This is a genomic window from Enterococcus dispar ATCC 51266, from assembly GCF_000406945.1.
In the GTDB taxonomy this organism is placed as follows: Bacteria; Bacillota; Bacilli; order Lactobacillales; family Enterococcaceae; genus Enterococcus_C; species Enterococcus_C dispar.
Map to the genome: position 1 here is coordinate 220672 of NZ_KE136354.1, position 25099 is coordinate 245770.

18 protein-coding genes, 1 tRNA gene and 1 pseudogene are annotated in these 25099 nt (G+C 35.8%); 16 read left to right on the top strand and 4 right to left on the bottom strand.

The window, feature by feature from the left end; all coding sequences use genetic code 11:
- Positions 1-6 precede the first annotated feature (6 nt).
- The 3 genes from yidA to RK01_RS01040 all read right to left on the bottom strand — a co-directional run bounded on the left by yidA (position 7) and on the right by RK01_RS01040 (position 3189).
- Entirely contained in the window at positions 7-822 is an 816-nt protein-coding gene (yidA, locus tag RK01_RS01030; RefSeq protein ID WP_016171440.1) for a sugar-phosphatase, read from the bottom strand.
- 141 nt (positions 823-963) lie between these two features.
- The gene (locus RK01_RS01035; RefSeq protein WP_374047519.1) at positions 964-2322 is read right to left on the bottom strand and encodes an HD domain-containing protein; all 1359 of its coding nucleotides are present in this window, start codon (positions 2320-2322) and stop codon (positions 964-966) included.
- A gap of 60 nt (positions 2323-2382) precedes the next feature.
- A complete protein-coding gene (locus RK01_RS01040; protein WP_016171442.1) occupies positions 2383-3189 on the bottom strand; it encodes a lipoate--protein ligase family protein in 807 nt (268 codons plus the stop codon).
- Between the two features lie 277 nt (positions 3190-3466).
- On the opposite strand from RK01_RS01040, the gene RK01_RS01045 reads away from it, so the two are divergent.
- From RK01_RS01045 to RK01_RS01060, 4 genes are all read left to right on the top strand, one after another.
- Complete coding sequence (locus tag RK01_RS01045; RefSeq protein ID WP_016171443.1) at positions 3467-3901, top strand: YwiB family protein; 435 nt, start codon at positions 3467-3469, stop codon at positions 3899-3901.
- 75 nt (positions 3902-3976) lie between these two features.
- A complete protein-coding gene (gene rpoE / locus RK01_RS01050) occupies positions 3977-4591 on the top strand; it encodes a DNA-directed RNA polymerase subunit delta (protein ID WP_016171444.1) in 615 nt (204 codons plus the stop codon).
- A 135-nt stretch (positions 4592-4726) separates the two neighbouring features.
- Positions 4727-5272 (top strand): hypothetical protein, encoded by a 546-nt coding sequence (locus RK01_RS01055; protein WP_229084790.1) that lies wholly within the window; start codon positions 4727-4729, stop codon positions 5270-5272.
- Positions 5250-6554 (top strand): glycosyltransferase family 2 protein, encoded by a 1305-nt coding sequence (locus RK01_RS01060; protein WP_016171446.1) that lies wholly within the window; start codon positions 5250-5252, stop codon positions 6552-6554. Before RK01_RS01055 ends, RK01_RS01060 begins: the two co-directional genes overlap by 23 nt.
- Positions 6555-6657: 103 nt before the next feature.
- Here the strand turns inward: RK01_RS01060 and rpoN are convergent, their stop codons facing one another.
- Positions 6658-7980 (bottom strand): RNA polymerase factor sigma-54, encoded by a 1323-nt coding sequence (gene rpoN / locus RK01_RS01065; RefSeq protein WP_016171447.1) that lies wholly within the window; start codon positions 7978-7980, stop codon positions 6658-6660.
- A gap of 52 nt (positions 7981-8032) precedes the next feature.
- Between rpoN and RK01_RS01070 the strand changes: the two genes are divergently transcribed.
- The 12 genes and pseudogenes from RK01_RS01070 (at position 8033) to RK01_RS01125 (ending at position 24974) form a co-directional block, all read left to right on the top strand.
- Positions 8033-8104 (top strand) — tRNA-Arg (locus RK01_RS01070).
- Between the two features lie 344 nt (positions 8105-8448).
- Complete coding sequence (locus RK01_RS01075; RefSeq protein WP_195516268.1) at positions 8449-9546, top strand: sugar-binding transcriptional regulator; 1098 nt, start codon at positions 8449-8451, stop codon at positions 9544-9546.
- A gap of 37 nt (positions 9547-9583) precedes the next feature.
- Positions 9584-10585: a type I glyceraldehyde-3-phosphate dehydrogenase gene (gene gap, locus RK01_RS01080; RefSeq protein ID WP_016171449.1), complete on the top strand. Its 1002-nt coding sequence runs from the start codon at positions 9584-9586 to the stop codon at positions 10583-10585.
- Between the two features lie 101 nt (positions 10586-10686).
- Positions 10687-11877, top strand: coding sequence for a phosphoglycerate kinase (locus RK01_RS01085; RefSeq protein ID WP_016171450.1), 1191 nt, complete (start codon positions 10687-10689; stop codon positions 11875-11877).
- 54 nt (positions 11878-11931) lie between these two features.
- Positions 11932-12687: a triose-phosphate isomerase gene (tpiA, locus tag RK01_RS01090; RefSeq protein WP_016171451.1), complete on the top strand. Its 756-nt coding sequence runs from the start codon at positions 11932-11934 to the stop codon at positions 12685-12687.
- A 117-nt stretch (positions 12688-12804) separates the two neighbouring features.
- Complete coding sequence (gene eno / locus RK01_RS01095) at positions 12805-14109, top strand: phosphopyruvate hydratase (RefSeq protein WP_016171452.1); 1305 nt, start codon at positions 12805-12807, stop codon at positions 14107-14109.
- Between the two features lie 205 nt (positions 14110-14314).
- Complete coding sequence (locus RK01_RS01100; protein ID WP_016171453.1) at positions 14315-15247, top strand: tyrosine-type recombinase/integrase; 933 nt, start codon at positions 14315-14317, stop codon at positions 15245-15247.
- Between the two features lie 531 nt (positions 15248-15778).
- On the top strand, positions 15779-17146 hold the full coding sequence (locus RK01_RS01105) for a hypothetical protein (RefSeq protein WP_244874942.1): 1368 nt from the start codon (positions 15779-15781) through the stop codon (positions 17144-17146).
- A gap of 431 nt (positions 17147-17577) precedes the next feature.
- A complete protein-coding gene (locus tag RK01_RS01110; RefSeq protein ID WP_016171456.1) occupies positions 17578-22332 on the top strand; it encodes a DEAD/DEAH box helicase in 4755 nt (1584 codons plus the stop codon).
- A gap of 316 nt (positions 22333-22648) precedes the next feature.
- Positions 22649-23077: pseudogene (locus RK01_RS01115) on the top strand (type I restriction enzyme endonuclease domain-containing protein); the annotation flags it as partial.
- A gap of 534 nt (positions 23078-23611) precedes the next feature.
- Positions 23612-24025, top strand: coding sequence for a hypothetical protein (locus RK01_RS01120; RefSeq protein ID WP_016171458.1), 414 nt, complete (start codon positions 23612-23614; stop codon positions 24023-24025).
- Entirely contained in the window at positions 24006-24974 is a 969-nt protein-coding gene (locus tag RK01_RS01125; RefSeq protein WP_016171459.1) for a hypothetical protein, read from the top strand. The genes RK01_RS01120 and RK01_RS01125 overlap by 20 nt, the downstream gene beginning before the upstream one ends.
- Positions 24975-25099 lie beyond the last annotated feature (125 nt).

Below are 25099 nucleotides of genomic sequence, written 5' to 3' on the forward strand. Positions count from 1 at the left end.
ATTATCTTATTCACAAAACTTTTCGATGGCTTCTTTTACGCCGTCTTCATCGTTTGAAGCAGTGGTAACATAATCGGCAACCGCTTTGGTTTTTTCCACCGCATTTTGCATGGCAACCCCAATACCAGCATATTCAAGCATCGCCATATCATTTTCATTATCGCCAATGGCCATCACTTCGGCTTGTTTAATATTTAAATGTTCCGCAAGTTTTGCCAACGCAATGCCTTTATTGGCACCTTTGTGTAAAATTTCCAAATAAAAAGGTGCGCTTTTAACAATCGTGTATTGTTCTTTAAAATCTAGCGGCAGTTGCGTAATAGCGTGATCTAAAATTTCCGGTTCATCAATCATCATCATTTTAATCATGTCATAATCATTATGCACCATTTCATCTGAAGTACGGTATTTGATTGGCATGTGAACCAATGCTGATTCATGAACGGTATAAGGACTAATATTACGATTGGCAGTAAAAATCGCATCGACACCTGAGACGTGCAGATGAACACCTAGCTTTTGCGCCATGTAATTTACTTTTAAATAGTCGCTTTTAGTTAGATTAGCAGAAAAAACAGTTTGTTGGGTTGCAACATTTTGCACCAATGAACCGTTGTAAGTAATGACATAATCATCAGCGCTTAAAAGATCCAAAGTATTTAAATATTCTTTTACACCGGGTAAAGGACGGCCCGTACATAATACGATGTAAACACCTTTTTCTTTTGCTTTTTGCAACGCTTCTTTCACACCGGTAGTTAATTGACTTGCACTATTTAATAAAGTGCCGTCAATGTCAATTGCGACTAGTTTAATACTCATGTAAAACTTCCTCCTAAATTTTCAATCCCATAGCGGGGTTATCTATTTAAAACAATAGCTAAATTGAGCCGATCCGTTTTCTATTCTACTAAAAGAAAGCTCCCTTCGCTAGTGGTGATAGCAAAGGGAGTAAAGAATCTACTATTCGACTAATTCGCCATTTTTGATATGACGGGCAAATTCACTGTACGTGTCACTGAATAAATCATGATTATCTTGTAATGTGCGGTCGACCATTTCTTTGGGAAAATAATAACGATGATCCCCCGTTTTTTGGCCGGCTAATGCAGCTACCAATTGACTGACTTTTGACAGTTCGACTAAAGAGCCGTCACTTTGTTGTAATTCGATTTGCGTCCGATGCACACCGGATTTGGGCCGGTAAAAATCATAAGGAAGATCATAACTGGAATTGATGGCGGTATAGTATTTGGGATTATAGCCAACCTCTTCTACAAGGCGGCATAGTTTTTCAATCAAATTTTGCTGGTTTTCTTTGAATTTGGCTGATTTTAATGGTTTTCGGGATAACCAACGATTGGCTAAGTCACTTAAAATTGCATCGTCTTCATCAACCCATTGAATAAAATAAGTAATTAATACCCCATCATCGAGTTTTAAATAGTCTGCCAAAGTAAATTCTTCTTTTAAAAAAGGAACCAAAAGTTGGGAGTGTTGTTGAAACACTTCGGCATTTTCATTATAGAGTTCGTGGGCGCGATTCAACAAATGTTCCAATAATACTTCCATACTTCGAGAAACAGGATGAAAATAGACTTGGACATACATTTGATAGCGGCTGACGATATAGTCTTCAACCGCGTGCATACCATTCATCGAAAAGGCAATACCGCCTTCATAAGGACGGATGACCCGCAAAATCCGCGTTAAATCAAAGGTACCGTATTCTGTGCCCGTAAAATAGGCGTCTCGTAACAAATAATCCATGCGATCAGCGTCAATTTGGCTGGAAATCATTTGTACGACTTGCGGATTGGGATAGTCATGGGTAATCACACTGGCAACTTTTTCTGGAAAGCCCGCGCCTACTTTATTTAAAATTTGATAAACCTCAGTTTCTGGTGAAGTAATGATTTCTACTGTGATTTTTTCATGATCAGTGTGAAAAATGTGTTCAAAAGTATGAGAAAAAGGACCGTGGCCAACATCGTGTAATAATGCCGCACATAAAGCAACTAAGCGCTCATTATCGTCCCAGCCGCCGTTCCCAATCTTGGCAATCGAAAAATTTCGTTGAAAAATATCACAAATACGGCGGGTAATTTCATAAACCCCTAATGAGTGAGAAAAACGACTGTGTTCTGCGCCGTGAAAGGTAAATGAAGAAGTTCCTAACTGCTTCACCCGTCTTAAACGTTGCACTTCTTTTGAATTGATTAAATCCAAAATCACTTGATGTTGGACGTGAATATAATTATGAACAGGATCACGAAATACTTTTTCGATTGGTAATTTTTGATCTTTATATAAAGTCATCACTGTTTTACTCCTTTTTAAGTAAATTTTTTAAACGCTGTGGCTGACTTTTTATAAAGCAGATTATAGTGTTTCAAGAATTTGATTACGTGTAATCATGCGATTTAATTTTTCTTCATAGAGTGTTCTATTTTCGGTTGCCATTAGCCAATCGCTGCTATCCATTTGAGAGACATTGCTTTTTTTTAGCTTACTAAAAGCTGTTAAGAAGCGTTCTTTGGTTTGAGCGATAGTGATTTTTTCAGCCAACACGTCTGAAACAGTGGTCATACTGGCGGGATTGACTGGTGGATAGCCGTCTTGACCGAAATGTTCTTTTAAGCTTGTCAAATAAAAATCTCTTACTATTTGACCCCGGTTTTGCTGAGCACCAGAGACACTCAGATACATCATAATGGCGATACCTGCTTTAATTTTTCGTTGGGCAATACCGGCGATTTTTTTTCCATTACAACTTAAATCATACGTTCCTGGGCAATAAGAATCAAAAACTTCTCCTGTAACAATTGCTAACTCTGGAAATGCCATTTGTGTTAAGCGATACATCTCTTCATAAGCAGAACTGGTGGTATGACTGCCTTGGGGAATAAAAAGAGAAATGTTTAAGACATCGGGATCACTAATAACACCTAATCCGCCGGCACTCCGAATCACAGGCGGATAACCGGCAGTTTGTAAGTGTGCGACTCCTTGTTTAAGATTGGCAACACGGGTATCTTTCATGCCTAAAATCATGGTATTTTCTAACTGCCAAAAATGCAGTAAGGGCTGTTTATTTTGACTTACCGATTCGATTAAGACATCTGTTAAAGCAAAAGGCAAAAGCGCCTGTTGGTTGGGATAAATGGGTTGATCTAAACTCAAATTCATATGCAAACTCCTAAATAACTGTTTTTTATTGTAAACTTTAATAAATTACGATAAAAACAGCAAAGTTTTAAGTGCTATCCTTTTTAAGTGAAAAGAATAAATTACACTTTTCTTTCATTATATACGAAAAAGAGTTGAAAAAATAACAGAAGGCCTTGAAATAGACGCATTGTTTGACAAAAGTGGTAAAACTGTGAAGAATGAAACTAAAGATGAAAAGTATGATTGCGTGACAAAAATACTTTTGCAATGATTGTGAGAAGTGGAGGATATAACAATGGATTTAAAAAATGGCGTACCAGTTTCAATCCAGCTAAAAACAAAAGTGAAGCAACACAATGAAGTACAAGACTTTAGTTTTGATTTGCCGGGACAACTGGTCACAATTGGTGATAAACTATACATTCGGTATCAGGAAGTACAAGAAAGTGGAGAAGCGATTCCCGTTATTATCAAAATTATGCCCGATGGAACCGTGCAATTAACCCGTTCAGGAGAAATGCGATTGCGTTTGAAATTTGATTATAAGAAAAAATTAGAAACGAGTTATACAACCCCGTATGGTGTGATGTATTTTGGTACTTTTACTAAAAATCTACACATTAGCTTGAAAGATCGCCCGACCTCTGGCACCATTTTCATTGACTATGATTTGTATATGGCTGATGAGCGCGTAGGAGAATATCAAATCAGCTTAGATTTCACAGCATAATTTTGCGAAATAAATTGATTTTTTCAAAACATTTTTGTATGATAAGGCGTAGACTGCGAAAGGACGTGTCCTATTTTGGAAATTACAGTATTTGAAGGGGCAAACAAAAACGAGTTGTCCATGATCGAAGTGGCTCATGCGATTTTAGAGCAACAGGGCGACGTAATGGAGTTTTCGGATTTAGCAAACCAAATTCAAACATATTTGGGTAAATCTGATAGCGAGATTCGTGATTCATTGGCCCAATTTTATACCGATTTAAACATTGACGGCAGCTTTATCTCATTAGGTGAAAACCGATGGGGGTTGCGTTCATGGTATGCTATTGACTCGATTGATGAAGAGTTGTCTCATGGTCTTGATGAAGACGAAGAAGACACACCACGCAAACGTAAACGTAAAAAGGTGAATGCCTTTATTAACGATGATGAAGATGCCATCGATTATAACGATGATGATCCAGAAGATGCCGATCCAGAAGATGAAGACGACAAAGAATTGTTTGATGATGATGATGATGATGATGATGAAGAAATCTCAGCATACAACAGCGACTTACAAGAAATTGGCGCCGACGATAATTCTGACGATGAAGAAGAAGTACCTGGGAATATCGAAGAAGATCTGACAATTATTGATGACGATGATGATTTAGATGACTTTGATGACGATGATGAAGACGAACAATAAGAATTAAATTAAAGCCTGCACATTTTGTGCAGGCTTTTTGTTTTTCTCAAAACAGTCAATAATTGTGAAAAAATTCTTTTGATTTGCAAAATTGTAATAATTACGAAATACTAAAAGAGAGGAAGGGGTGTAGTGATGAAAGCAAATCAAAATAAAGCAAACCCAAAATCTACGGACAAAAAAGTAGAAAATACGGTCTTTAAAGATGATTTTTTTGAAAAAGGTCATTTTTGGTTAAAGTTACGTACGATTGTGCTGACAATAATTGCGTGGCTTGGTGTAATTATACCAATCTATTGGACGGTTACCTCTACTTTATTACGCAATCATAAGAATGTGAAACCTGTCTGGAATTATCAAGAAGGAATTGATACGTTTTACTTTTTACTAAAAGTTTTTTTCCTCTTCTTTGTTGGCGCTACCATCTTCACCGTGATTATGACGTTGCGGAGTAATCGTCAAATAAAAGACAGGTATAGTCAAGAGTTCACTTACGATTTTGATGCTATGTTGAAAAAGCGCCGCGCATTAGATAAATTTTATACCGCCCGTTTTGGTCCGACAACCGTCCGAACAGTCACAAAAACTTATGTGGTGCCAGCAGAAAAAAATATTACCAAAGAAGAATTAAATGACGTCTTCAAAAAGGAGGAAACAGATGAAAATCGTTCAAACAGGTAATGTATATCTCGATTTTGTTTTAAATGTGATGCTGTTCATTTTGTTTACCTACCCGATTTTAGGCGCGTTTATGTGGTTTATTGGCGTGGTATGTTACCGGTTTTTATTTCGCTACCAAAAAAAAGGCTTCAAAGAAATTCCAGCGGATAAACAGCCCTGTATTACCATTATGGTCCCAGCCCACAATGAAGAAACTGTAATTGAAAAAACACTTTACTATTTACTCCACGAAATAAATTATTACGATTACGAAGTTTTAGTAATTGATGATGGCTCAACTGATGATACGGCTAAAATATTAGCAGACCTGGTCACCAAAGAAGAACGCTTGCGAGTGATCACTATTGAGAAAAATAAAGGGAAAGCCCATGCCTTTGATATTGGCTTTGCTTTTGCAAAAGGGGAGTATATTTTAAGTAATGATGCAGATACAATTCCAGAACCAGATGCACTAATAAAATATATCAATTATTTTATGACCTCCCAAGACGATAATATCGGCGCAGTGACAGGCAATATGGATGTCTTAAACCGTTCCAAAATTATTGAAAAAGCGCAGACTGTTGAATTTTCCAGTATTGTCGGGGTAATTAAACGCAGTCAACAAGGAACTTTAAATACGATGTATGCCTTTAGTGGTGCCAATACCATGTATCGAAAAACAGCGCTATTAGATGCGGGATTATTTCGCCAAGATCGGGCCACTGAAGATATTAGTATTGCTTGGGATGAGCAACTGTTGGGTTGGGTGCCGGTTTTTGCACCAGATATTATGTTTTATATGATGGTACCTGATACACTTCCAATGCTTTATCGGCAACGTAAGCGTTGGGCAAAAGGGGGGACTGAAGTTTGGTTAACTAATTTTCCCAAAATTGTTTTGCATCCTATTAAGCATTTTAATCAGTTGATTATGTTTATTGATCAAACGTTGAGTATTCTCTGGTCATTATTTTTCTGGCTTTCTAGTCTAATTTTCTTGTTAACACTTATGCATTTTCTCGTGACCCAAAATTATGAACGAATCTTTCATATGTTTGCGATGGCGTTTATTTTTGTGAACTTTCAAATGGTGGCAGGCTTTTTACAATTAGGTGCCGCACTGTTTATTGATGATAGAGGAAAAAAATTGCGCTATTTTATCTTTGCACCATTTTATATGCTGTTATATTGGATGATGAATGCGTTAACGATTTTAACCACGCTAATTCCAGCGATTAAAACAATTCTAGGTCATGGTAGTGGTACGTGGGTGAGTCCAGAAAGAAGACCCAATAAATGAAAAAGCCGCTTAGAAATTTTGGATTGTCTCTCAAAATTAGTTTTTTGAGAGCACTTCATTTCTAAGCAGCTTTTTTATAGTCTATTTAAAAAGTTTTGTTTCATTAGTCAAACCGTTTGCGTTTACTGGAGCTTGGGATTTTTAAGGCATCCCGGTACTTAGCAACAGTGCGGCGGGAGATGTCGAGACCTTCCTCTTTTAATAAATCAACTAACTTTTGATCGGACAAAGGTTTGCGTTTGTCTTCATCAGCTACAAGTGTTTGCAGACGAACTTTGACATTATCAGTGGACACCTCTTCACCGTTTTCGTTTTGAATTCCAACTTTTTGGCTGAAAAAGTGTTTTAATTCAAAAATACCAAAATCTGTTTCTAAATATTTTCCATTAACAGCGCGGCTCACAGTCGATTCATGAATTTCCAATTCAGCAGCAATATCTTTTAGAATCAACGGTTTAATCGGGCGGCTATCATCGAAGAAAAAATCTTGTTGATTAGCAATAATTGCTTGTCCCACACGTAAAATGGTATCGCCACGTTGCTGCACCATTTTTTGAAGGGATTCAAAATCTTGCTTTTTCTCATTCAAATATTTTTGCGTCTGAGCGTCCGCTTTTTTTGCCATTTGATCAAAGTAGCTTTGTTGAAAATGCATTTCTGGCATTCCACGGCGATTACTAATAATTTTAATTTTACCTTGCGCATTTATTTTCACAGTTAAATCAGGAATGATGTAAAGACCGTCTGTTGTGCCAAAACTTGCGCCGGGGGTAGGGGTTAGTGTTTGGATGTAATCAAACACTGTTTGGACTTCGCTAACTGGAATTGCGAGCGCCTTGGCTAATTCTGGCCATTTACGATTGACCAATTCTTCAAAATGTTCTTCTAAAATAAGATATGCTAAATTAGGCGCAGAGTCGTCCCGTTCCGTTTGGAGCATCAAGCATTCCTGTAGATTTCGGGCGCCAACACCGGCAGGATCCAATTGCTGAATTAAAGTTAAGGCATCTAATACTTGAATTTTAGTGGCTTTCTTCTTTATCGCTACTTCATCTAAATCAATTGTTAAAAAGCCATTTAAATCGATATATTCGATTAAAAATAAAGTAATATCGCGTAAAAAAGTGTCGCGATAGTTTAAGTGAACTTGATCGATTAAATATTCAAATAGTGAAATTCGATCATCAGGAATTTGGCTTAAATAATTTAATTCTTCGCCACTAGAAGAACGCGGTTTGGAATAAGTTAAAGCATAATTGGGTTCGGAAACTTCTATTAATGGATTTTCCATCGCTTGTGTTTCAACAAATTCAGCCAATTCATCAATTGAAAATTGTAAAACTTGAATGGATTGCTGTAACGACTGTGTCATAGCAAGCTTTTGGGATTGTTTTTGCTTTTGTGAAAAACTTTGTTGAAATTTCATGTATTTTCCTCTTGATTTTATTCTGATTATTAGCTAAACTAACATATGTTCGGCGCTCTTAGTGTAGTGGATATCACGTAAGATTCCGGTTCTTGAGACAGGGGTTCGATTCCCTTAGAGCGCGTATTGACATCTTCTAGCCAAGAAGGTGTCTTTTTTGTAAGTATGAAAAAACGCTCTCACAAAACTACTGAGTTATTTTAACATGATTTTTAAAGGAATTGAATCATTCAGAAATGATTCTTATTATTTTCTATGATTCCATCGACCTGATGAATGTTTTCTTTGTCTACTAAATGTGCAAATTGTCACTTGGCGGTAAATCAATTAATAAAGCGATTTAAAGGTATAGAACAGTTTTCGCGCGGATTTTTCTTTGCTTTTTAGTTGCACAATAGTAGTGAAAATGGTAATATTAATTTCGTAAGGTTAAAGAAATTTAACTTGCGGAAATTTTTTTTGATCTTGATGGGTCGAAATAGGTCTACGATGGACATTAAACGTCCAATGTTAAAAAGGAGAGTAATCATGCTTGATGACTTAAAATTGATTGAAGCAGTTGCTCCTGATATCCTCCACGTTTTGCAAGAGCGCTACAAAATCTTGCGTAACATTTACTGGATGCAGCCTATTGGTCGCCGAAATCTTGCAGAGAGTTTGCATATGACTGAACGGGTCTTACGAACTGAAACGGATTTACTAAAACGATTGGCTTTGATTGATGTAACTAAAAGCGGCATGAGTTTGACTAAAACCGGTGAAAAAGTTTTTACCGATTTGGGTAAAGTCATGGATCAGTTATTTGGCGTTCATCAATTGGAAAAGCATTTGGCCAATCATTTTGGGATTGCCCGTTGCGTGATTTCCGCTGGGGACAGCGATCGTCAAGAAAAAGTCGTGAAAAACTTTGGTGAAAGTCTAAATGAATCTTTAGATTTACTTTTACCTGAAGGAAAAAACATTATTGCTGTAATGGGTGGGACAACGATGGCCCAAGTGGCAGAGTGTTTGACAAACCTTGAAAGTGATAAGCGGCATAACTTGTTTGTACCGGCTAGAGGTGGTATTGGGGAGGCTTTGACTGTACAAGCTAACTCGGTTTCTGCTATGATGGCTATGAGGTCTAATGGGGAACATCGGGCATTATATGTCCCAGAACAACTCAGTTCAGATACGTATCGTTCGTTGATGAAAGAGCCCTCAATCCTTGAGGTATTAAACTTGATAAGCCAAGCCAATTGTGTTATCCATAGTATTGGACGAGCACTGCATATGGCAGCCAGACGCAAGATGAGTGAAAAAGAAATTTTGATGTTAAAACAAGCAAACGCAGTCGCAGAATCATTTGGTTATTTCTTTGATGAAGCGGGAAAAGTGGTCTATAAAGTACCACGAATTGGTTTGCAATTAAAAGATTTACAAACGGTGCCGCTTATCTTGGCTATTGCCGGGGGCAAAAGTAAAGCCAAAGCAATCAATGCTTATATGCAAAATGCACCAAAACAAACGTGGCTTCTCACGGATGAAGCTGCTGCTAATGAGATTTTAAAAGGGGAGACCCTTTAAAATAAAAAACCTGATTTTCATAAGGAGGAAATCTTTAATGACAGTTAAAGTAGGTATCAATGGTTTTGGACGTATCGGACGCTTAGCATTCCGTCGTATCCAAGATGTAGAAGGAATCGAAGTAGTTGCAATCAACGACTTAACAGACGCAAAAATGTTAGCTCACTTGTTAAAATATGACACTACTCAAGGACGTTTCAACGGAACAGTTGAAGTAAACGAAGGTTCTTTCACAGTAAACGGTAAAGAAGTAAAAGTTTTATCTAACCGTAACCCTGAAGAATTACCTTGGGGCGACCTAGGCGTAGATATCGTGTTGGAATCAACTGGTTTCTTCACTTCTAAAGAAAAAGCTGAATTACACTTAAAAGGTGGCGCTAAACGCGTAATTATTACAGCTCCTGGTGGAAACGACGTACCAACAATCGTTTACAACGTAAACCATGAAACATTAACTGGTAAAGAATCAGTTATTTCAGGTGCATCTTGTACAACTAACTGTTTAGCTCCTATGGCTAAAACTTTAAATGACAAATTTGGTATTGTTGAAGGCTTAATGACAACTATCCATGCTTACACTGGTGACCAAATGACTCTTGATGGACCACACCCTAAAGGCGACTTCCGTCGTGCTCGTGCTGCTGCTGAAAACATCGTTCCTAATACAACTGGTGCTGCTAAAGCTATTGGTTTAGTAATCCCAGAATTGAACGGTAAATTAGACGGCGCTGCTCAACGTGTGCCAATCGCAACTGGTTCATTAACTGAATTAGTAACTGTTCTTGACAAAGAAGTTACTGCTGACGAAGTAAATGCAGCTATGAAAGAAGCTTCTAACGAATCTTACGGTTACAACACTGATGAAATCGTATCTTCAGATATCGTTGGTATGACTTATGGTTCATTATTCGACGAAACTCAAACTAAAGTATTATCTGTTGGTGGCAAACAATTAGTGAAAACTGTTGCTTGGTACGACAATGAAATGTCTTACACTGCTCAATTAGTTCGTACTTTAGAATACTTCGCTAAATTATAAGATCTGCGCTTTTGCGGAATCTAATGTAGTACTTTTAAAGCGGGGAAGCGACGCGCTTCTCCGCTTTTTTTATGAAATAAATTTAGGAGGCAAACATAAAGATGGCTAAAAAAACAATCGAAGACATTCAATTAAAAGATAAAAAAGTTTTAGTTCGTGTTGACTTCAACGTTCCTTTGAAAGATGGCGTAATCGGTGACGATACTCGTATCAAAGCTGCTTTACCAACTATCAAATACGTAATCGACAACGGTGGCAAAGCTATTTTATTCTCTCACTTAGGCCGTGTTAAAACACAAGAAGATAAAGAAGGTAAATCTTTAGCTCCTGTAGCAAAACGCTTGGGTGAATTATTAGGTAAAGACGTAACTTTTGTACCTGAAACACGCGGTAAAGAATTAGAAGATGCAATTGCGAACATGCAAGATGGCGATGTTTTGGTATTTGAAAACACACGTTTTGAAGATATCGATGGTAAAAAAGAAAGCGGCAATGACGCTGAATTAGGCAAATACTGGGCTTCTTTAGGTGATGTATTTGTAAATGATGCTTTTGGTACTGCGCACCGCGCTCATGCTTCAAACGTGGGAATTGCTTCAACTGGCATTCCAACTGTTGCTGGTTTCTTAATGGAAAAAGAAATCAAATTCATCGGTGAAGCCGTTGAAAACCCTAAACGTCCAATGATTGCTATCCTTGGTGGTGCCAAAGTGTCTGACAAAATCGGCGTAATTGAAAACTTGATTCCAAAAGCAGACAAGATTTTGATTGGTGGCGGTATGACATATACTTTCTACGCAGCCAAAGGAATGAAAATTGGTAAATCATTAGTTGAAACAGATAAAATCGAATTAGCAAAAAGCTTAATCGAAAAAGCTGGCGACAAATTAGTATTACCAATTGATAATATCTGTGCAGCAGAATTTTCAAACGATGTACCAACACAAACAGTTGAAGGAGAAATTGAAGGCGACGTGATGGCATTAGACATCGGCCCTGCTTCAATTGCTTTATTTGCTGAAACATTAGCAGGTGCAAAAACTGTTGTTTGGAACGGACCTATGGGTGTGTTTGAAATGTCTAACTTTGCCAATGGTACTATTGGTGTTTGTGAAGCCATTGCTAATCTTGAAGACGCAACTACAATCATCGGTGGTGGGGATTCTGCAGCAGCAGCTGAACAATTAGGCTTTGCTGACAAATTCACTCACATTTCTACTGGTGGCGGCGCTTCTTTAGAATTATTAGAAGGTAAAACATTACCAGGTTTAGCTGCTATTAACGATAAATAATTTAAAGCGTAATATGAATATTACTGTTGAATTTAAAAAGAGGAGTTGCACAAAATGCGTAAACCAATTATCGCCGGTAACTGGAAAATGAACAAAACATTATCAGATGCACAAAGCTTTGCAGAAGCAGTAAAAACAGCTGTTCCTTCAAAAGATGTTGTGGATTCTGTGATTGGTTCACCAGCGTTGTTTTTAGCCCCATTAGCTTGGAGCTTAAAAGATTCTGACGTCCAATTATCAGCTCAAAACTGTTACTGGGAAAACGAAGGAGCTTTCACTGGTGAAAATTCACCAGCTGCTATTGCGGATCTTGGCGTACAATATGTGATTATCGGTCACTCTGAACGTCGCGAATATTTCCACGAAACAGACGAAGAAATCAATAAAAAAGCCAAAGCAATTTTTGCTAACGGTATGACACCAATCTTGTGCTGTGGTGAATCTTTAGAAACTTATGAAGCAGGCAAAACTGCTGAATGGATTGAAGGACAAATCACTGCAGATTTAGCTGATTTATCTGCTGAACAAGTTTCAAGCATGGTAATTGCTTATGAACCAATCTGGGCAATCGGTACTGGTAAATCTGCTGATGCCAACATCGCAGACGAAATCTGTGGCGTGGTACGTCAAACTGTTGCAAAATTATACGGTTCAGAAGTAGCTGATAAAGTACGTATTCAATACGGCGGTTCAGTTAAACCTGAAAATATTGCAGAATATATGGCAAAAGAAAACGTTGACGGCGCATTAGTCGGCGGCGCAAGCTTACAAGCGGATTCATTCTTAGCCTTATTAGATGCAGTTAAATAATCTAATAACAACATTAAAAAGCTGAGTTTTGATTTGCAGAAATGTACAAAATTCACTAAAATTGTGGATGAAGGGTTTTAACCCTTTTGAAATACAAATCAAAGGAGAGAGACAAACATGTCAATTATTACTGATGTTTACGCACGCGAAGTCCTTGATTCACGTGGTAACCCAACAATCGAAGTAGAAGTATACACAGAATCAGGTGCTTTTGGTCGCGGTATGGTTCCTTCAGGTGCTTCAACTGGTGAATACGAAGCCGTTGAATTACGTGATGGCGACAAATCTCGTTACGGCGGCAAAGGCGTTCAAAAAGCCGTAGACAACGTAAACAACATTATTGCAGAAGCTATCATTGGCTACGATGTTCGTGACCAAATGGCTATCGACAAAGCAATGATCGAATTAGACGGAACTCCTAACAAAGGTAAATTAGGTGCTAACGCAATCTTAGGCGTTTCTATCGCTGTTGCTCGTGCAGCTGCTGACTACTTGGAAGTACCTTTATACCACTACTTAGGCGGTTTCAATACTAAAGTGTTGCCAACTCCTATGATGAACATCATCAATGGTGGTTCTCACTCAGATGCGCCAATCGCATTCCAAGAATTCATGATCTTGCCTGTAGGTGCGCCTACATTTAAAGAAGGCTTGCGCATGGGTGCTGAAGTATTCCACGCATTGAAATCTATCTTATCAGAACGCGGCTTAGAAACTTCAGTCGGTGATGAAGGTGGTTTCGCACCTCGCTTTGAAGGTACTGAAGATGCTGTTGAAACAATCGTTAAAGCAGTTGAAAAAGCTGGCTACAAAATCGGCGACGATGTACGTTTAGGTTTTGACTGTGCAGCTTCTGAATTCTACGAAAACGGTGTTTACGACTATTCTAAATTCGAAGGTGAAGGCGGAGCAAAACGTACTTCTGAAGAACAAGTATCTTACTTGAAAGAATTAGTTGAAAAATATCCATTTATCATCACTATTGAAGATGGTATGGACGAAAACGACTGGGAAGGCTGGGAAAAATTAACAGCTGAACTAGGCGACAAAGTTCAATTAGTAGGTGACGATTTATTCGTTACAAACACTGAAAAATTATCTGAAGGTATCGAACGTAACGTTGGTAACTCAATCCTTATTAAAGTTAACCAAATCGGTACATTAACAGAAACATTCAACGCAATTGAAATGGCTAAAGAAGCTGGTTACACAGCAGTTGTTTCTCACCGTTCTGGTGAAACAGAAGATTCAACAATCTCTGATATCGCTGTTGCAACAAACGCTGGCCAAATCAAAACTGGTTCTCTTTCACGTACTGACCGTATTGCTAAATACAACCAATTATTACGTATCGAAGACCAATTAGGCGAAGTTGCTGAATACAAAGGCGTTAACGCATTCTACAACTTAAAAAACAAATAAGCCAACACGCTTGTTTACTTGATTGGAAAAGCCTGTGAGGAGAAATCCTTGCAGGCTTTTTTGTGTGCAGTTAGATTATTTATGAGGTATACCAATTTTTGCGTACTGTCGTTTTTCAAGTATTGCTAAGTACAAAAAGCGTCTAATTCGTCATACCTGGTGATTTAACTTTCTTCTGTTTTTCTTAAGAAAAGGGGCGTAAAAAATGCTATTTCAAGAAGGCGTAGAAGAATTTTTGTTGGATTGTCGGGTAAGAAATTTATCTAAAAGGACGATTGAAACGTATCGATCCCAAATACGAGTTTTTAGTAGGTATATATTTTCAGAGTTCGAACTAGATAAGTTGGAAGAGATCAAGAAACCTCATATAAAGAGTTTTATCTTATGGATGAAGGAAGAACGCAGTGCAAATTATATTAATCAGATTTTAAAAGCTCTCAGGACCTTCTATAAGTACCTTTTTACGGAAGAATATATTGATCGTAATTTTATGCTAGACATTCAATATTTGAAATCAGAGAAACGCTTAATCAATACTTTTAACGATCAAGAGGTAGCAGCGATGATTGGCTTCTACGATCACTCAGGATTTGTAAATCAACGGAATCGACTAATCATTGAAATTATGGCTGATTGTGGTCTACGTGCAGAAGAAGTCCGCTGCTTATTAAATGATAATTTTAAGGGTACTTTCTTTCAATTAATGGGAAAAGGTCGTAAAGAACGGGTTGTTCCTATTTCGCAATATCTGCAATTGTCCATCAAAAAATACCAGAAAGCGAAACGTGGCTACTTTAATAATTTGCGCAATTATCGTGAAATAGATGATTATCTTGTCGTCAATAAATCTGGTAAGAAAATAACTAATAATGTTCTTTTGGAGAAGATAGTCAAAGATGCAGCAAATGGAATTGGGGTCAGAGATGAAGTCAAACGAAGAAGTTGTCATAGCTTAAGACATTATTATGCGCAGAAACTATTGAAGAGTGGTGTCAATCTTTATACAATTAGTCGCTTATTAGGACATTCTAATATCAAGACGACGCAAACTTATCTCAATTCTTTGAGCGATGCGGATATTTTGGAAAATACGAAAGTTACACCATTGGAACGTTTGTTAAGGGAGGGGAAGATGTAAACGGGGAATAGAAGTGCTCGGTATTAATAATCAAGATATTTTGGATAAGTAGATTACTATTCGTAATTCAAAGAATAAAAAAATCGATCCATTGCTATCTGTGGCGATGCTTGAATAAAAAAGCAATCTGTAAAATGAACAGAGAATTTCTAGAATAGACGGAAATAAAGGAGTCTGTGCATCCCCATACTTTTAGATATGCGTATCCCAACATGTAGGTACGGAATGGGCTGGATATTCTTGTGATTAGGTTGAATATGGGACATAGTGAGAGTAGCAATACTCAGAGATTTTAAGTAGTTTAAGGAGTGACGGCTTATCGAGAAATCGATTAAAACAAATACATTGATGAATATGAAATAAAGTTATAGACACATGAAAATGTATTAATCACTCGAAATTACTTTTAAATGAAAAATATGGATTTGATTGTTTTTCACGATATGATGAAGTACTCTATGAAAAGATGATAAATTGTCATATGATATAATCTTTCTAAAGATATAACAGTTAAAATAATCTATTTAAAGGATGAAGAGTGTGAAAAATAGTATTGCGGGACTATCTATGAGTTTTTCTCACATGAATTTTAGAAATATTGATTTGATATCGTTTGGTTCCTATGTATCTTTGTTGGATTATGACATAGTGATTATCAATCTAGGGGGGATACCATTAGAGTATGCATCAGAAAAAAACTATGCTGGCAAAAGACTCCTAACAAATAATGATTCATTTACGTTTGAAGCTGATTTTAAGCGAAGAAAAAAAGAAATTAAAGATTTACTTGCTCTTGGGAAAACAATTTATGTAACACTTCCATTGGAGGCTAGCTTCTACATTTATACAGGAGAAAATACATACTCTGGTACAGGTAGAAATCGTCAAACAACTAATTTAGTTACGGAGCATAAAATTTTAGATATTTTACCTATAAAATTAAATGTAACACCCGGGTTAGGTAGCAAGATAGCATATTCAACTGATTATTCGTATAAAAGTCTGTTTGAAATTAAAGGTATGGAGTACTACTACAATGCCTACTTTAGTTCTGAGGATAATGGTATCCCGATTGCTTATATTGCAAATACAGAAAAATATATTTCCAAAGCATTCCCAATAAATGATGGACATCTTATTATTTTTCCGTCTATATTTGATGAAGGCGATTACTCGAGTGAAAAAGAATATCGAAAAGTGATAAATAGTTTCTTGCATACAATAGATGATTTAGAAGAGGAGATAAGAATATCTCTGGATGAATATTCTCTCCCGGAATGGGCTGATAAATATAGTATTTTAACAGAAAAAAATGAAAAGAAAAAAATTGAAGAATTGAATAAAGAAATTGAGAAACTAGAAAATGAAAAAGAAAAAACAGAAAATAAATTAAGCAGTCTACAGAAATACAAACTTGCTTTTACTGCATCTGGCAAGGAGTTAGAAACAATTATATACGAGATTTTTTCAGAGTTAGGTTTCAAAAGTATGCCAATTGAATATAATCGAGCAGATGGGATTTTTGAATATAATGGATTGAAAATAGTAACTGAAATTAAAGGAGTCAATGGAAGCTCTGCTGAAAAACATAGTGCTCAGCTAGAAAAGTGGGTATCAGAGTTTGTTGAAAAAGAAGGAACAGTTCCTAAAGCTATATTGATTGTTAATGGTTTCAGAAGGAAAGATTTAACATCTAGAAAGGAACCTGTTTTCCCAAATCAAATGATTGACTATTCTACAAAAAGGGAGCATTGTCTAATTTCAACAGTTCAATTGCTCGGAATTTTTATTGATGTGAAGAATAACCCTTCAAAAAAAGAAGCAATTATAACTAAGCTTTTAAATACAGTTGGTGTTTATTCTGGGTACATGGATTTCAAAAGTTTCCTCCAAGTTTAATCTAGGATAAGGTAATATAAACAATTATCATTAATTTGATGGTTATTTCGTATCTAGTAAATTTTGAATTTAACTAGATAATTAATGCTCTTATTTGTTGATGATCTATAAGAAGAAGATATTCTAATCTTAGTCTTAACAAGGACAGTAAGTCATGACGTATTATTTAATTAGGACGATTTGTTGATTACCTACAATGAATCGTCCTTTCAGTTTGTGAAATTTTCGCTGAGGGCAGTTAGGGTAATGGTTCAATGATATAATAATAAAGTGTATATAAAAAAGTTCAATCTGTTGTATTATTTAATAGATTTTAAAGGAGACTTACGATGTCACAGCATAATTATACGCAATCTATACAGCAAATTGATATCGGATCTGATAAGTACAGGCCTGACTATTTGCATTACTGTGAAATGGAGGGGATGTAAATGAGTGAAGAAAATATAAACTATCATGTATCGAAAGACTCAGAAAAAACGTTTGATAAACTAATTAATCAGATAAATGATTCGGCGGGTAGCGTTCAACGTGATCGTGGAACATACTTTGAAAAACTTGTTGAAGTTTATCTCCAAAACGAACCCACGTATAAAAATCTCTACTCAGATGTTTGGCTGCTTCATGAAGTTCCTGTGGAATACGGTATTTCAAAAAAAGATACTGGTGTTGACCTAGTAGCACGCAATAAAAACACTGGTGAACTAACGGCAATACAAGCAAAATTCTATTCTGGTAAAGTTGGTAAAGCTGAAATTAATTCATTCGTTGCTGAGCTTGGAAAAGATTATTATTCATCAGGTATGATCGTATCAACAACAGATGAATGGAATCAAAATGCACTCACTACGGTTCAAGAACAAACGAAGCAAGTTCAGCTGATTGGATTGTCAAATTTACGACATTCAGATATTGACTGGTCGAGTTTTAATTTTGAAAAACCGAAAGAAGTTATTGTTAAATCGCATAAAGGATTACGTGACTACCAAAAGCAAGCAATTGAAAAAGCAAGCGAATATTATAAAACAAATGACCGTGGCATGCTGATAATGGCGCCGGGTACAGGAAAAACATTTACTTCTCTGAAAATGGTTGAGCAGTTTGCAAAAGATAGCGGTCAAAAAGTTTATAACGTCTTGTATCTTGTACCCAGCATTCAATTGTTAACACAGACGCTTTTTAGTTGGAACTCTGATGTATCTGATGACTTTGAACTTAATTCTTTTGCGGTAACTTCGGATAGAAAAGCTACTAAGAAAAAAGGCAATGATGATGATGCCGATATACAAGCAACTGATATTGGTTTTCCGGCAACTACAAGAGCCACAGATATTGTAAAAAATTATGAAAGTTCACTGTCAACAAATGAAAAAATCCGTTTGAATGTTGTGTTTAGTACCTATCAATCTATCGGTGTTATGCACGAAGCACAAGAAAATGGTTTTCCAGAATTTGATTTTATTATTTCGGATGAAGCACACCGAACAACAGGTTTTCATGAACAAAACCAAGAAGAAAGTCCTTTTGCAAAAGTCCATAGTAATATTAATATAAAAGGGAAATTACGTTTGTATCAAACGGCTACACCGAAAATCTATTCTGATGAGGCTAAATCAAAAGGAATTGAAAAGAGTGTTGTCATTGCTTCAATGGATGATGATTCAATATTTGGTACTGAAATTTTCCGTCTAGGTTTTGGTGAAGCGGTTGCCCGTGGTTACCTGACTGACTATAAAGTTATGGTGCTTACTGTTGAAGAAGAAGCCATGACGAAAAATCTTCAACAAACACTTGCTGATCCTGAAAACGGCTTAAATATTGATGATGTTGGGCGTATTGTCGGTGTTTGGAATGCAATGATTAAGCGTGAAGGTGCAACAGGTAAAGTTAGTGGTACGCCTATGAAGCGAGCTATCTCATTTATTGATACAATCAAAAACTCCGAAAAGATTTCCGAAAAATTTAATGCAGTAGTAAATGAATATCTTGGCGATAATGCAGAAGATAGTTTCCATATCGAAGTGAAGCACGTAGATGGTACATTGAACGCTTTACAGAAAAAAGATGCAATTGATTGGCTTGCAGGTGATATTGATATTGATGAAGCACGTGTACTTTCAAACGTTAAATTTCTGACAGAAGGGATTGACGTACCAAACCTTGACGCTGTTATCTTCTTCTCTCCTAAAAAATCACAAGTGGATATTGTTCAGGCAGTTGGTCGTATCATGCGTAAATTTGAAGGGAAAGAATACGGGTATATCATTCTTCCTATCGTTATTCCAGCAGGTTTAGCACCTGAAAATGTGTTAGATGACAACAAGACGTATGCGGCGGTTTGGCAAGTATTGAATGCACTTCGTTCGACAGACGAACGCTTCAATGCGATTGTAAATCAGTTGCAGTTAAACAAGAAAAAACCTGGAAACATTAATATCATTAACCCAGGAAAAGGCCGCCCAAGAAAACCTTATTCTGAAACAGATACTTCAAGTGGAGTGGATGTTGATACTCCGCAACAAACAGAATTAGAACTCTGGGAGAATATTGAGGACGCTATTTTTGGGAAAATTGTTCAAAAAGTCGGCGATAGACGTTACCTTGAAGATTGGTCGAAAGACGTTAACGAAATTGCCCAACGATATATTCGTTGGATCAATGAGCGTTTAGATGATAAAGGGAATCCAATCAAAGAAGAATTTGACAAGTTTATCAATAGTTTGCGTCACAATATTAATGAAAGCATCACACAAGAGTCAGCTGTTGAAATGTTGGCACAGCATCTGATTACAAAACCAGTCTTTGAAGCTTTGTTTGATGAATATAGCTTTGTCAATAATAATCCTGTTTCATCTGCTATGGAGTCAATCGTTGTTGAATTACAAAAAGCAGGATTCGAGAAGGAGCAAGAAAAACTTGAACCGTTCTATGAGTCGGTAAAACTTCGAGCTAGTGGGATTGATAATGCGGAAGGTAAACAGAAAATTATTGTTACTTTGTATAATAAGTTTTTCTCTACTGGTTTTAAATCAACAACGGATCGCTTAGGGATTGTGTTTACACCTGTTGAAGTAGTGGACTTTATTATTCGTTCTGTTGATGATGTCTTGAAAAAACATTTTGGTAAATCGTTGGCAGATGAGGGTGTTAATATCCTAGATCCATTTACAGGCACGGGGACATTTATTGTCAGAACCCTAACTTATTTGAAACAACAAATGGAAAATGGTGAAATTACGATTGCAGATATTACAAGGAAATATACGCAAGAACTTCACGCCAATGAAATTGTGCTGTTGAGTTATTACATTGCAGCAATAAATATTGAGACAACCTTTGACGAAATTAATGGTGGCACGAGCTACGCACCTTTTGAAGGAATTGTTCTTACTGATACTTTTGAAAGTACTGAAACGGAAGATACGTTAGACGATGTTTTCTTTGGAACAAATGATGAACGTCTGAAACGTCAACAAAAGATACCTATTACGGCAATTATTGGGAATCCGCCGTATTCAATGGGACATACAGATGAGAATGAAATTGATAATTCGGCTAGCTATCCAAAATTAACGGAAGCCATCACTAATAGTTATGTTAAACTCACGGATGCTAGAAGAGTTGTTTCTGTCTATGACTCTTATTTAAAAGCTTTCCGCTGGGCCACGGATAGACTATCTAGCAGCGGTGTGATTGGCTTTATAACAAACAGTTCATTTATTGACTTCAGAACGATGAACGGTGTTCGGAAAAGTTTTGGTAATGAGTTTAATTATGTATATGTCCTAAATCTACGTGGAGCAATAAAAGAGCGTCTAGGTGATTCGGCAAAAAAAGAAGGTCAAAATGTTTTTGATATTATGACGGGAGTGGCAATTACTCTATTAATTAAAGACGGTAGCAAAAATCACGAAATTTTTTATCATGACATTGGAGATTATTTAACGAGGAAAGAAAAATTTAATTATCTAAAAAATACCGCGTCTATGATAAATGTGGATTGGTTAAAGATTTTTCCTGATGAAAATGGTGATTGGATAAATAAGCGAGATAAAAACTATTTAACTTATATTTCTATGGGCAATGATTCTTCTACTAAAGAAAAAGATATATTATTTAATGATTCAGCAATTGGTGTTACAACGAGTAGAGATAGTTGGGTTTATAATTTTGGAAAGAACAATGTGATTTATAATGCTTCTAAATTGATTAGAAATTATAATACTGAACGTGAAAGGCTAAGTAAGTTTTCAAATAAAGAGAAGGTTGAACATATTAATCTAGATCCTACTTATATGAGTTGGAGCAGAAAAACAAAAAATAAATTATCATCTGATGTTGCAATCAATTATGATGAGCGTAGGATTGTTAAGAGTTCGTACAGACCCTATACTTATAAATGGTTATATTATGACACTGATATAGTGGAAATGCCTGGACGTTTTAAGGATTTCCTTGGAGAGAATAATAAAGTAATCTATGTTAGTGGTCCTGGAGTAAAGAGGGACTTCTCAGTATTAATTACAGATTCAATACCTGAATATAAGTATATTGAAAAAGGTCGAGGATTTTATTACTGGAACAATGGAAAGAACGAACTTTTTAATACTAATGTAATAAATGTAAACTCATGTTATGGATTGAATGAGGATGATACGTTCTATTATATTTATGGCCTTCTTCATTCTTTAGAGTATCGCCAAAAATATGCAAATGATTTACAAAAAGCTCTACCACGCATTCCATTGTTAAAAAATAAAGAAAAATATGTTGAAATCGGTAGAAAACTTGCTGACTTACATTTGAATTATGAAAATCAACCAAGTTATAAAGGTGTTGAAGTAAACATTTTAGACGTAAATGGTTCATATCGCGTGAAGAAAATGAAATATTCGAAAAAAAAGGTATCAGATACTATCATTTTCAATGAGAATATAACAATTACAAACATCCCTGAACAAGCCTATGAATATGTGGTCAACGGTCGCTCTGCGATTGGATGGATTATTGATCAGTACCAAGTGAAAACAGATAAAAAGTCAGGTATCACGGATGATCCGAATGACTTTTCAGATAATCCAAAATATATTTTGAATTTACTTTTGAGCATCATTAATGTATCTATGCAGACTGTTGAGCTGGTAAACAGTCTGCCACCTCTCGAAATTATTGATGAGAAGATGTAACGGTTGGCTATCAATTATTAAGCGAAGAGGACTGGCCAATCGTTACTGAAAAATATCAACAATGGAAAAATTCTGAAAGATCAAGGGTTGTGTTAATATCTGAAATTTATTAGGGTAGAAAGACACTCGGTGCATTCATCAGCTATCATAAAAAGTTATCTTCAAATTGAGATTATTCAGGTTTTATACCTTATGATTTTAATTTTGTCATTGTGAAAGTTGAGTATACTAACCTTTCACAATGATTTGCATGAGCTTTATCGGGGAAAAGAACTCATGCAGTACTTTGTAGTTTTTTTCAAATCAAAGAACCAATCTCGTTCAGTCCAGGAAGTTTACTGAGATGCTGAATGGTTCTATTGATAAATACAATAAGCGAACCATTGAAACATCGAAAGTCATTGAAGAGTTGATTCAGATGGCGAAAGAGATGAGTGAGGCAGTACAGCGTGAGGAGGACTTAGGTCTTTCTAGAGATGAGATTGCTTTTTACGATGCATTGGCCGATCACGAAACAGCTAAAGAAGTATTAGGGGATGATACTTTAAAAGCTATTGCTCACGAATTGACTGTTGCAATCAAAAATAATATGAGTGTCGATTGGTCGGTTAGGGAAAGTGCTCGTGCGAAGATGCGTGTAACCGTTCGTCGATTGTTGAAGAAATATGGTTATCCACCTGACTTGCAGAAGATGGCCATGGATAAGATTGTTCAGCAGGCGGAGTTGATGGCAAGTACGCTATAGATAGCGTGGTTCAAAAACTTCAAAATGTCGATGTTATTGAACCATGATACACTTCGACTACCAACTAGGAATAGTATTGTTTGAGATCTGTTATGTAAAATGAGTATTTTATAAATAAATAAAGTATGGATTTCAAAATAGTTTGATAACGTAGATTAGCTAATACGAGATTCGAAGCTTAATAGGCATGCTTTTAAATAGACTAATTTGGCATATCAGCATTGCTGGTATGCTGTTTTTTTGCAAATAATATAACCGTAATCGTATATTTTTCCGTCATATGATTGTTATGTGACTGATGATAATGAAATGGGATCTATTACTAAATAAGTTACTGTGATAAAAACACTCCAAATTTTTAAAAATAAAAAAGACTTTTATTAGATAAGTCTTTTTCCCTATAATTTCAGTAACTTTATTTTTTTTAAAACCATATCTTTCAAGTGCGTAAAATTACGCATTTGAAAACAGAAAAATGTGTTGATATATAAGTGTTTCAAAGGCTATAATTGTCTCGAAAAGGAGGGATATCAGATGGAAAAAATAACTTATAATAAGAAAAAGAAATCAAATCCATTTTTTTCCGATGATCTAAATAAGTTAGGTTATGAAATGAGCGAAATGGAAGAAAGGTTTCTAACTTGTCTATATGATTTCTGCAAAGATAGGATGGTCATAGTATTATTTCAAAACAAGTTGATAATTAAGTTTGATCGAGAGATAAGCTTTTATGCTGGGAAACGAAAGCGTACTGGTCCAGCTCTATCGATTGAAAATCATGAAAAGATTTTGGTAGGGGCGTATACAAGGATTAAGGCTCCTAGTGGTAAGTTAGTACCTAATACAAAATTTAAGTTGGATTCATTGGTGAAAATTTCTATATTCGAAGAGATTGATTTCAAACTTTATAGTAAGGGGGGAGATACACATGCCGAAGAAGAAGAGTGATAAAACGGATAGATCTGCTCCTCCAAATCTAAAAACAGATAATCCCAAAATCATTGAAACAATAGAAGAAAAGAAAATAAGATGGAGTAATTTTTTTAAAAAAAAACTGTCAGTTGAATATACTGAGCAGGACTATGAGGATACTTTTTTCATTGTTCCAAATCAAATATTTGAAAATAGAAAAATGAAAATAATAGAATTGTTATCTGATAACACTGATGAAATCGCAGTTTTGATGGCTATCTGTTCTAAGAAGTTAATAGCGGATTACACAGCTGGTAAACTCGAAACAAATCTTTTCTCTATAGATGATATCACGCTACTAGTATACGGTAATAAAAGTCAAAGATCTGAACTAAACGGCTATAAAAAAGAAACATTACAAGCAATAGAAAATCTAAACAATTTAGAGTTCATCAAAATAGATTTTTTATCTTCTTTAGGTTTGTATAAAGCAACAATTGATTTTAAAAATGATGATGAGAAAGTTAGCTTTACCAAAATTTGGTATAATGATTTTTTTAGAATTATGAATTTGACAAATCATAAAAGTAAACGAATCTCACTCCTCTTAGTGTATTTAGCTATTGCGTATAGGATATTTGAAACTGATAATAGCAATTATCGAGCTACTGATTCACTTGGTTCAATAGCTAATGCAATGAATCTATCTAGCACGACAGTTTCAAACAGACTAAAGGAATTGGAAAACAAAAATATACTCATTTCAGTGTCTGTTGTTTGCCCTTCAGATAAGTATATAGAACAGCGATGCACATCCTTATTTAGACATAGGAATAAATTTGTAGATAGGTTGAAGGAATCTTTGAGTAGAAAAGAGTTTATTGATGTTGTTCGGCCTAGACCCGAACCTGAATACGTTTCAAAAAGCAATAATGATTTGTTCCCAGATACAATTGAAGAATTGATTTCTTCCTTAGCTGCATAGCCTTCGTACTCTTCTTTTAAGTACCCTTCTTTAAGTACCTCTGATTACTATTGAAAAATATTGGATTGTATTAAATGAATAGTTAGGCTAAGAAAATAATTGATAGATATGGAAATTAAAAAATA

Excerpts from the sequence above, each read along its gene's own strand:
- yidA (WP_016171440.1), bottom strand. The coding sequence starts at position 822 with ATGAGTATTAAACTAGTCGCAATTGACATTGACGGCACTTTATTAAAT.
- RK01_RS01040 (WP_016171442.1), bottom strand. The coding sequence starts at position 3,189 with ATGAATTTGAGTTTAGATCAACCCATTTATCCCAACCAACAGGCGCTT.
- RK01_RS01045 (WP_016171443.1), top strand. The coding sequence starts at position 3,467 with ATGGATTTAAAAAATGGCGTACCAGTTTCAATCCAGCTAAAAACAAAA.
- RK01_RS01055 (WP_229084790.1), top strand. The coding sequence starts at position 4,727 with ATGAAAGCAAATCAAAATAAAGCAAACCCAAAATCTACGGACAAAAAA.
- RK01_RS01060 (WP_016171446.1), top strand. The coding sequence starts at position 5,250 with ATGAAAATCGTTCAAACAGGTAATGTATATCTCGATTTTGTTTTAAAT.
- rpoN (WP_016171447.1), bottom strand. The coding sequence starts at position 7,980 with ATGAAATTTCAACAAAGTTTTTCACAAAAGCAAAAACAATCCCAAAAG.
- RK01_RS01075 (WP_195516268.1), top strand. The coding sequence starts at position 8,449 with ATGGGTCGAAATAGGTCTACGATGGACATTAAACGTCCAATGTTAAAA.
- gap (WP_016171449.1), top strand. The coding sequence starts at position 9,584 with ATGACAGTTAAAGTAGGTATCAATGGTTTTGGACGTATCGGACGCTTA.
- RK01_RS01085 (WP_016171450.1), top strand. The coding sequence starts at position 10,687 with ATGGCTAAAAAAACAATCGAAGACATTCAATTAAAAGATAAAAAAGTT.
- tpiA (WP_016171451.1), top strand. The coding sequence starts at position 11,932 with ATGCGTAAACCAATTATCGCCGGTAACTGGAAAATGAACAAAACATTA.
- eno (WP_016171452.1), top strand. The coding sequence starts at position 12,805 with ATGTCAATTATTACTGATGTTTACGCACGCGAAGTCCTTGATTCACGT.
- RK01_RS01100 (WP_016171453.1), top strand. The coding sequence starts at position 14,315 with ATGCTATTTCAAGAAGGCGTAGAAGAATTTTTGTTGGATTGTCGGGTA.
- RK01_RS01105 (WP_244874942.1), top strand. The coding sequence starts at position 15,779 with ATGAAGAGTGTGAAAAATAGTATTGCGGGACTATCTATGAGTTTTTCT.
- RK01_RS01110 (WP_016171456.1), top strand. The coding sequence starts at position 17,578 with ATGAGTGAAGAAAATATAAACTATCATGTATCGAAAGACTCAGAAAAA.
- RK01_RS01120 (WP_016171458.1), top strand. The coding sequence starts at position 23,612 with ATGGAAAAAATAACTTATAATAAGAAAAAGAAATCAAATCCATTTTTT.
- RK01_RS01125 (WP_016171459.1), top strand. The coding sequence starts at position 24,006 with ATGCCGAAGAAGAAGAGTGATAAAACGGATAGATCTGCTCCTCCAAAT.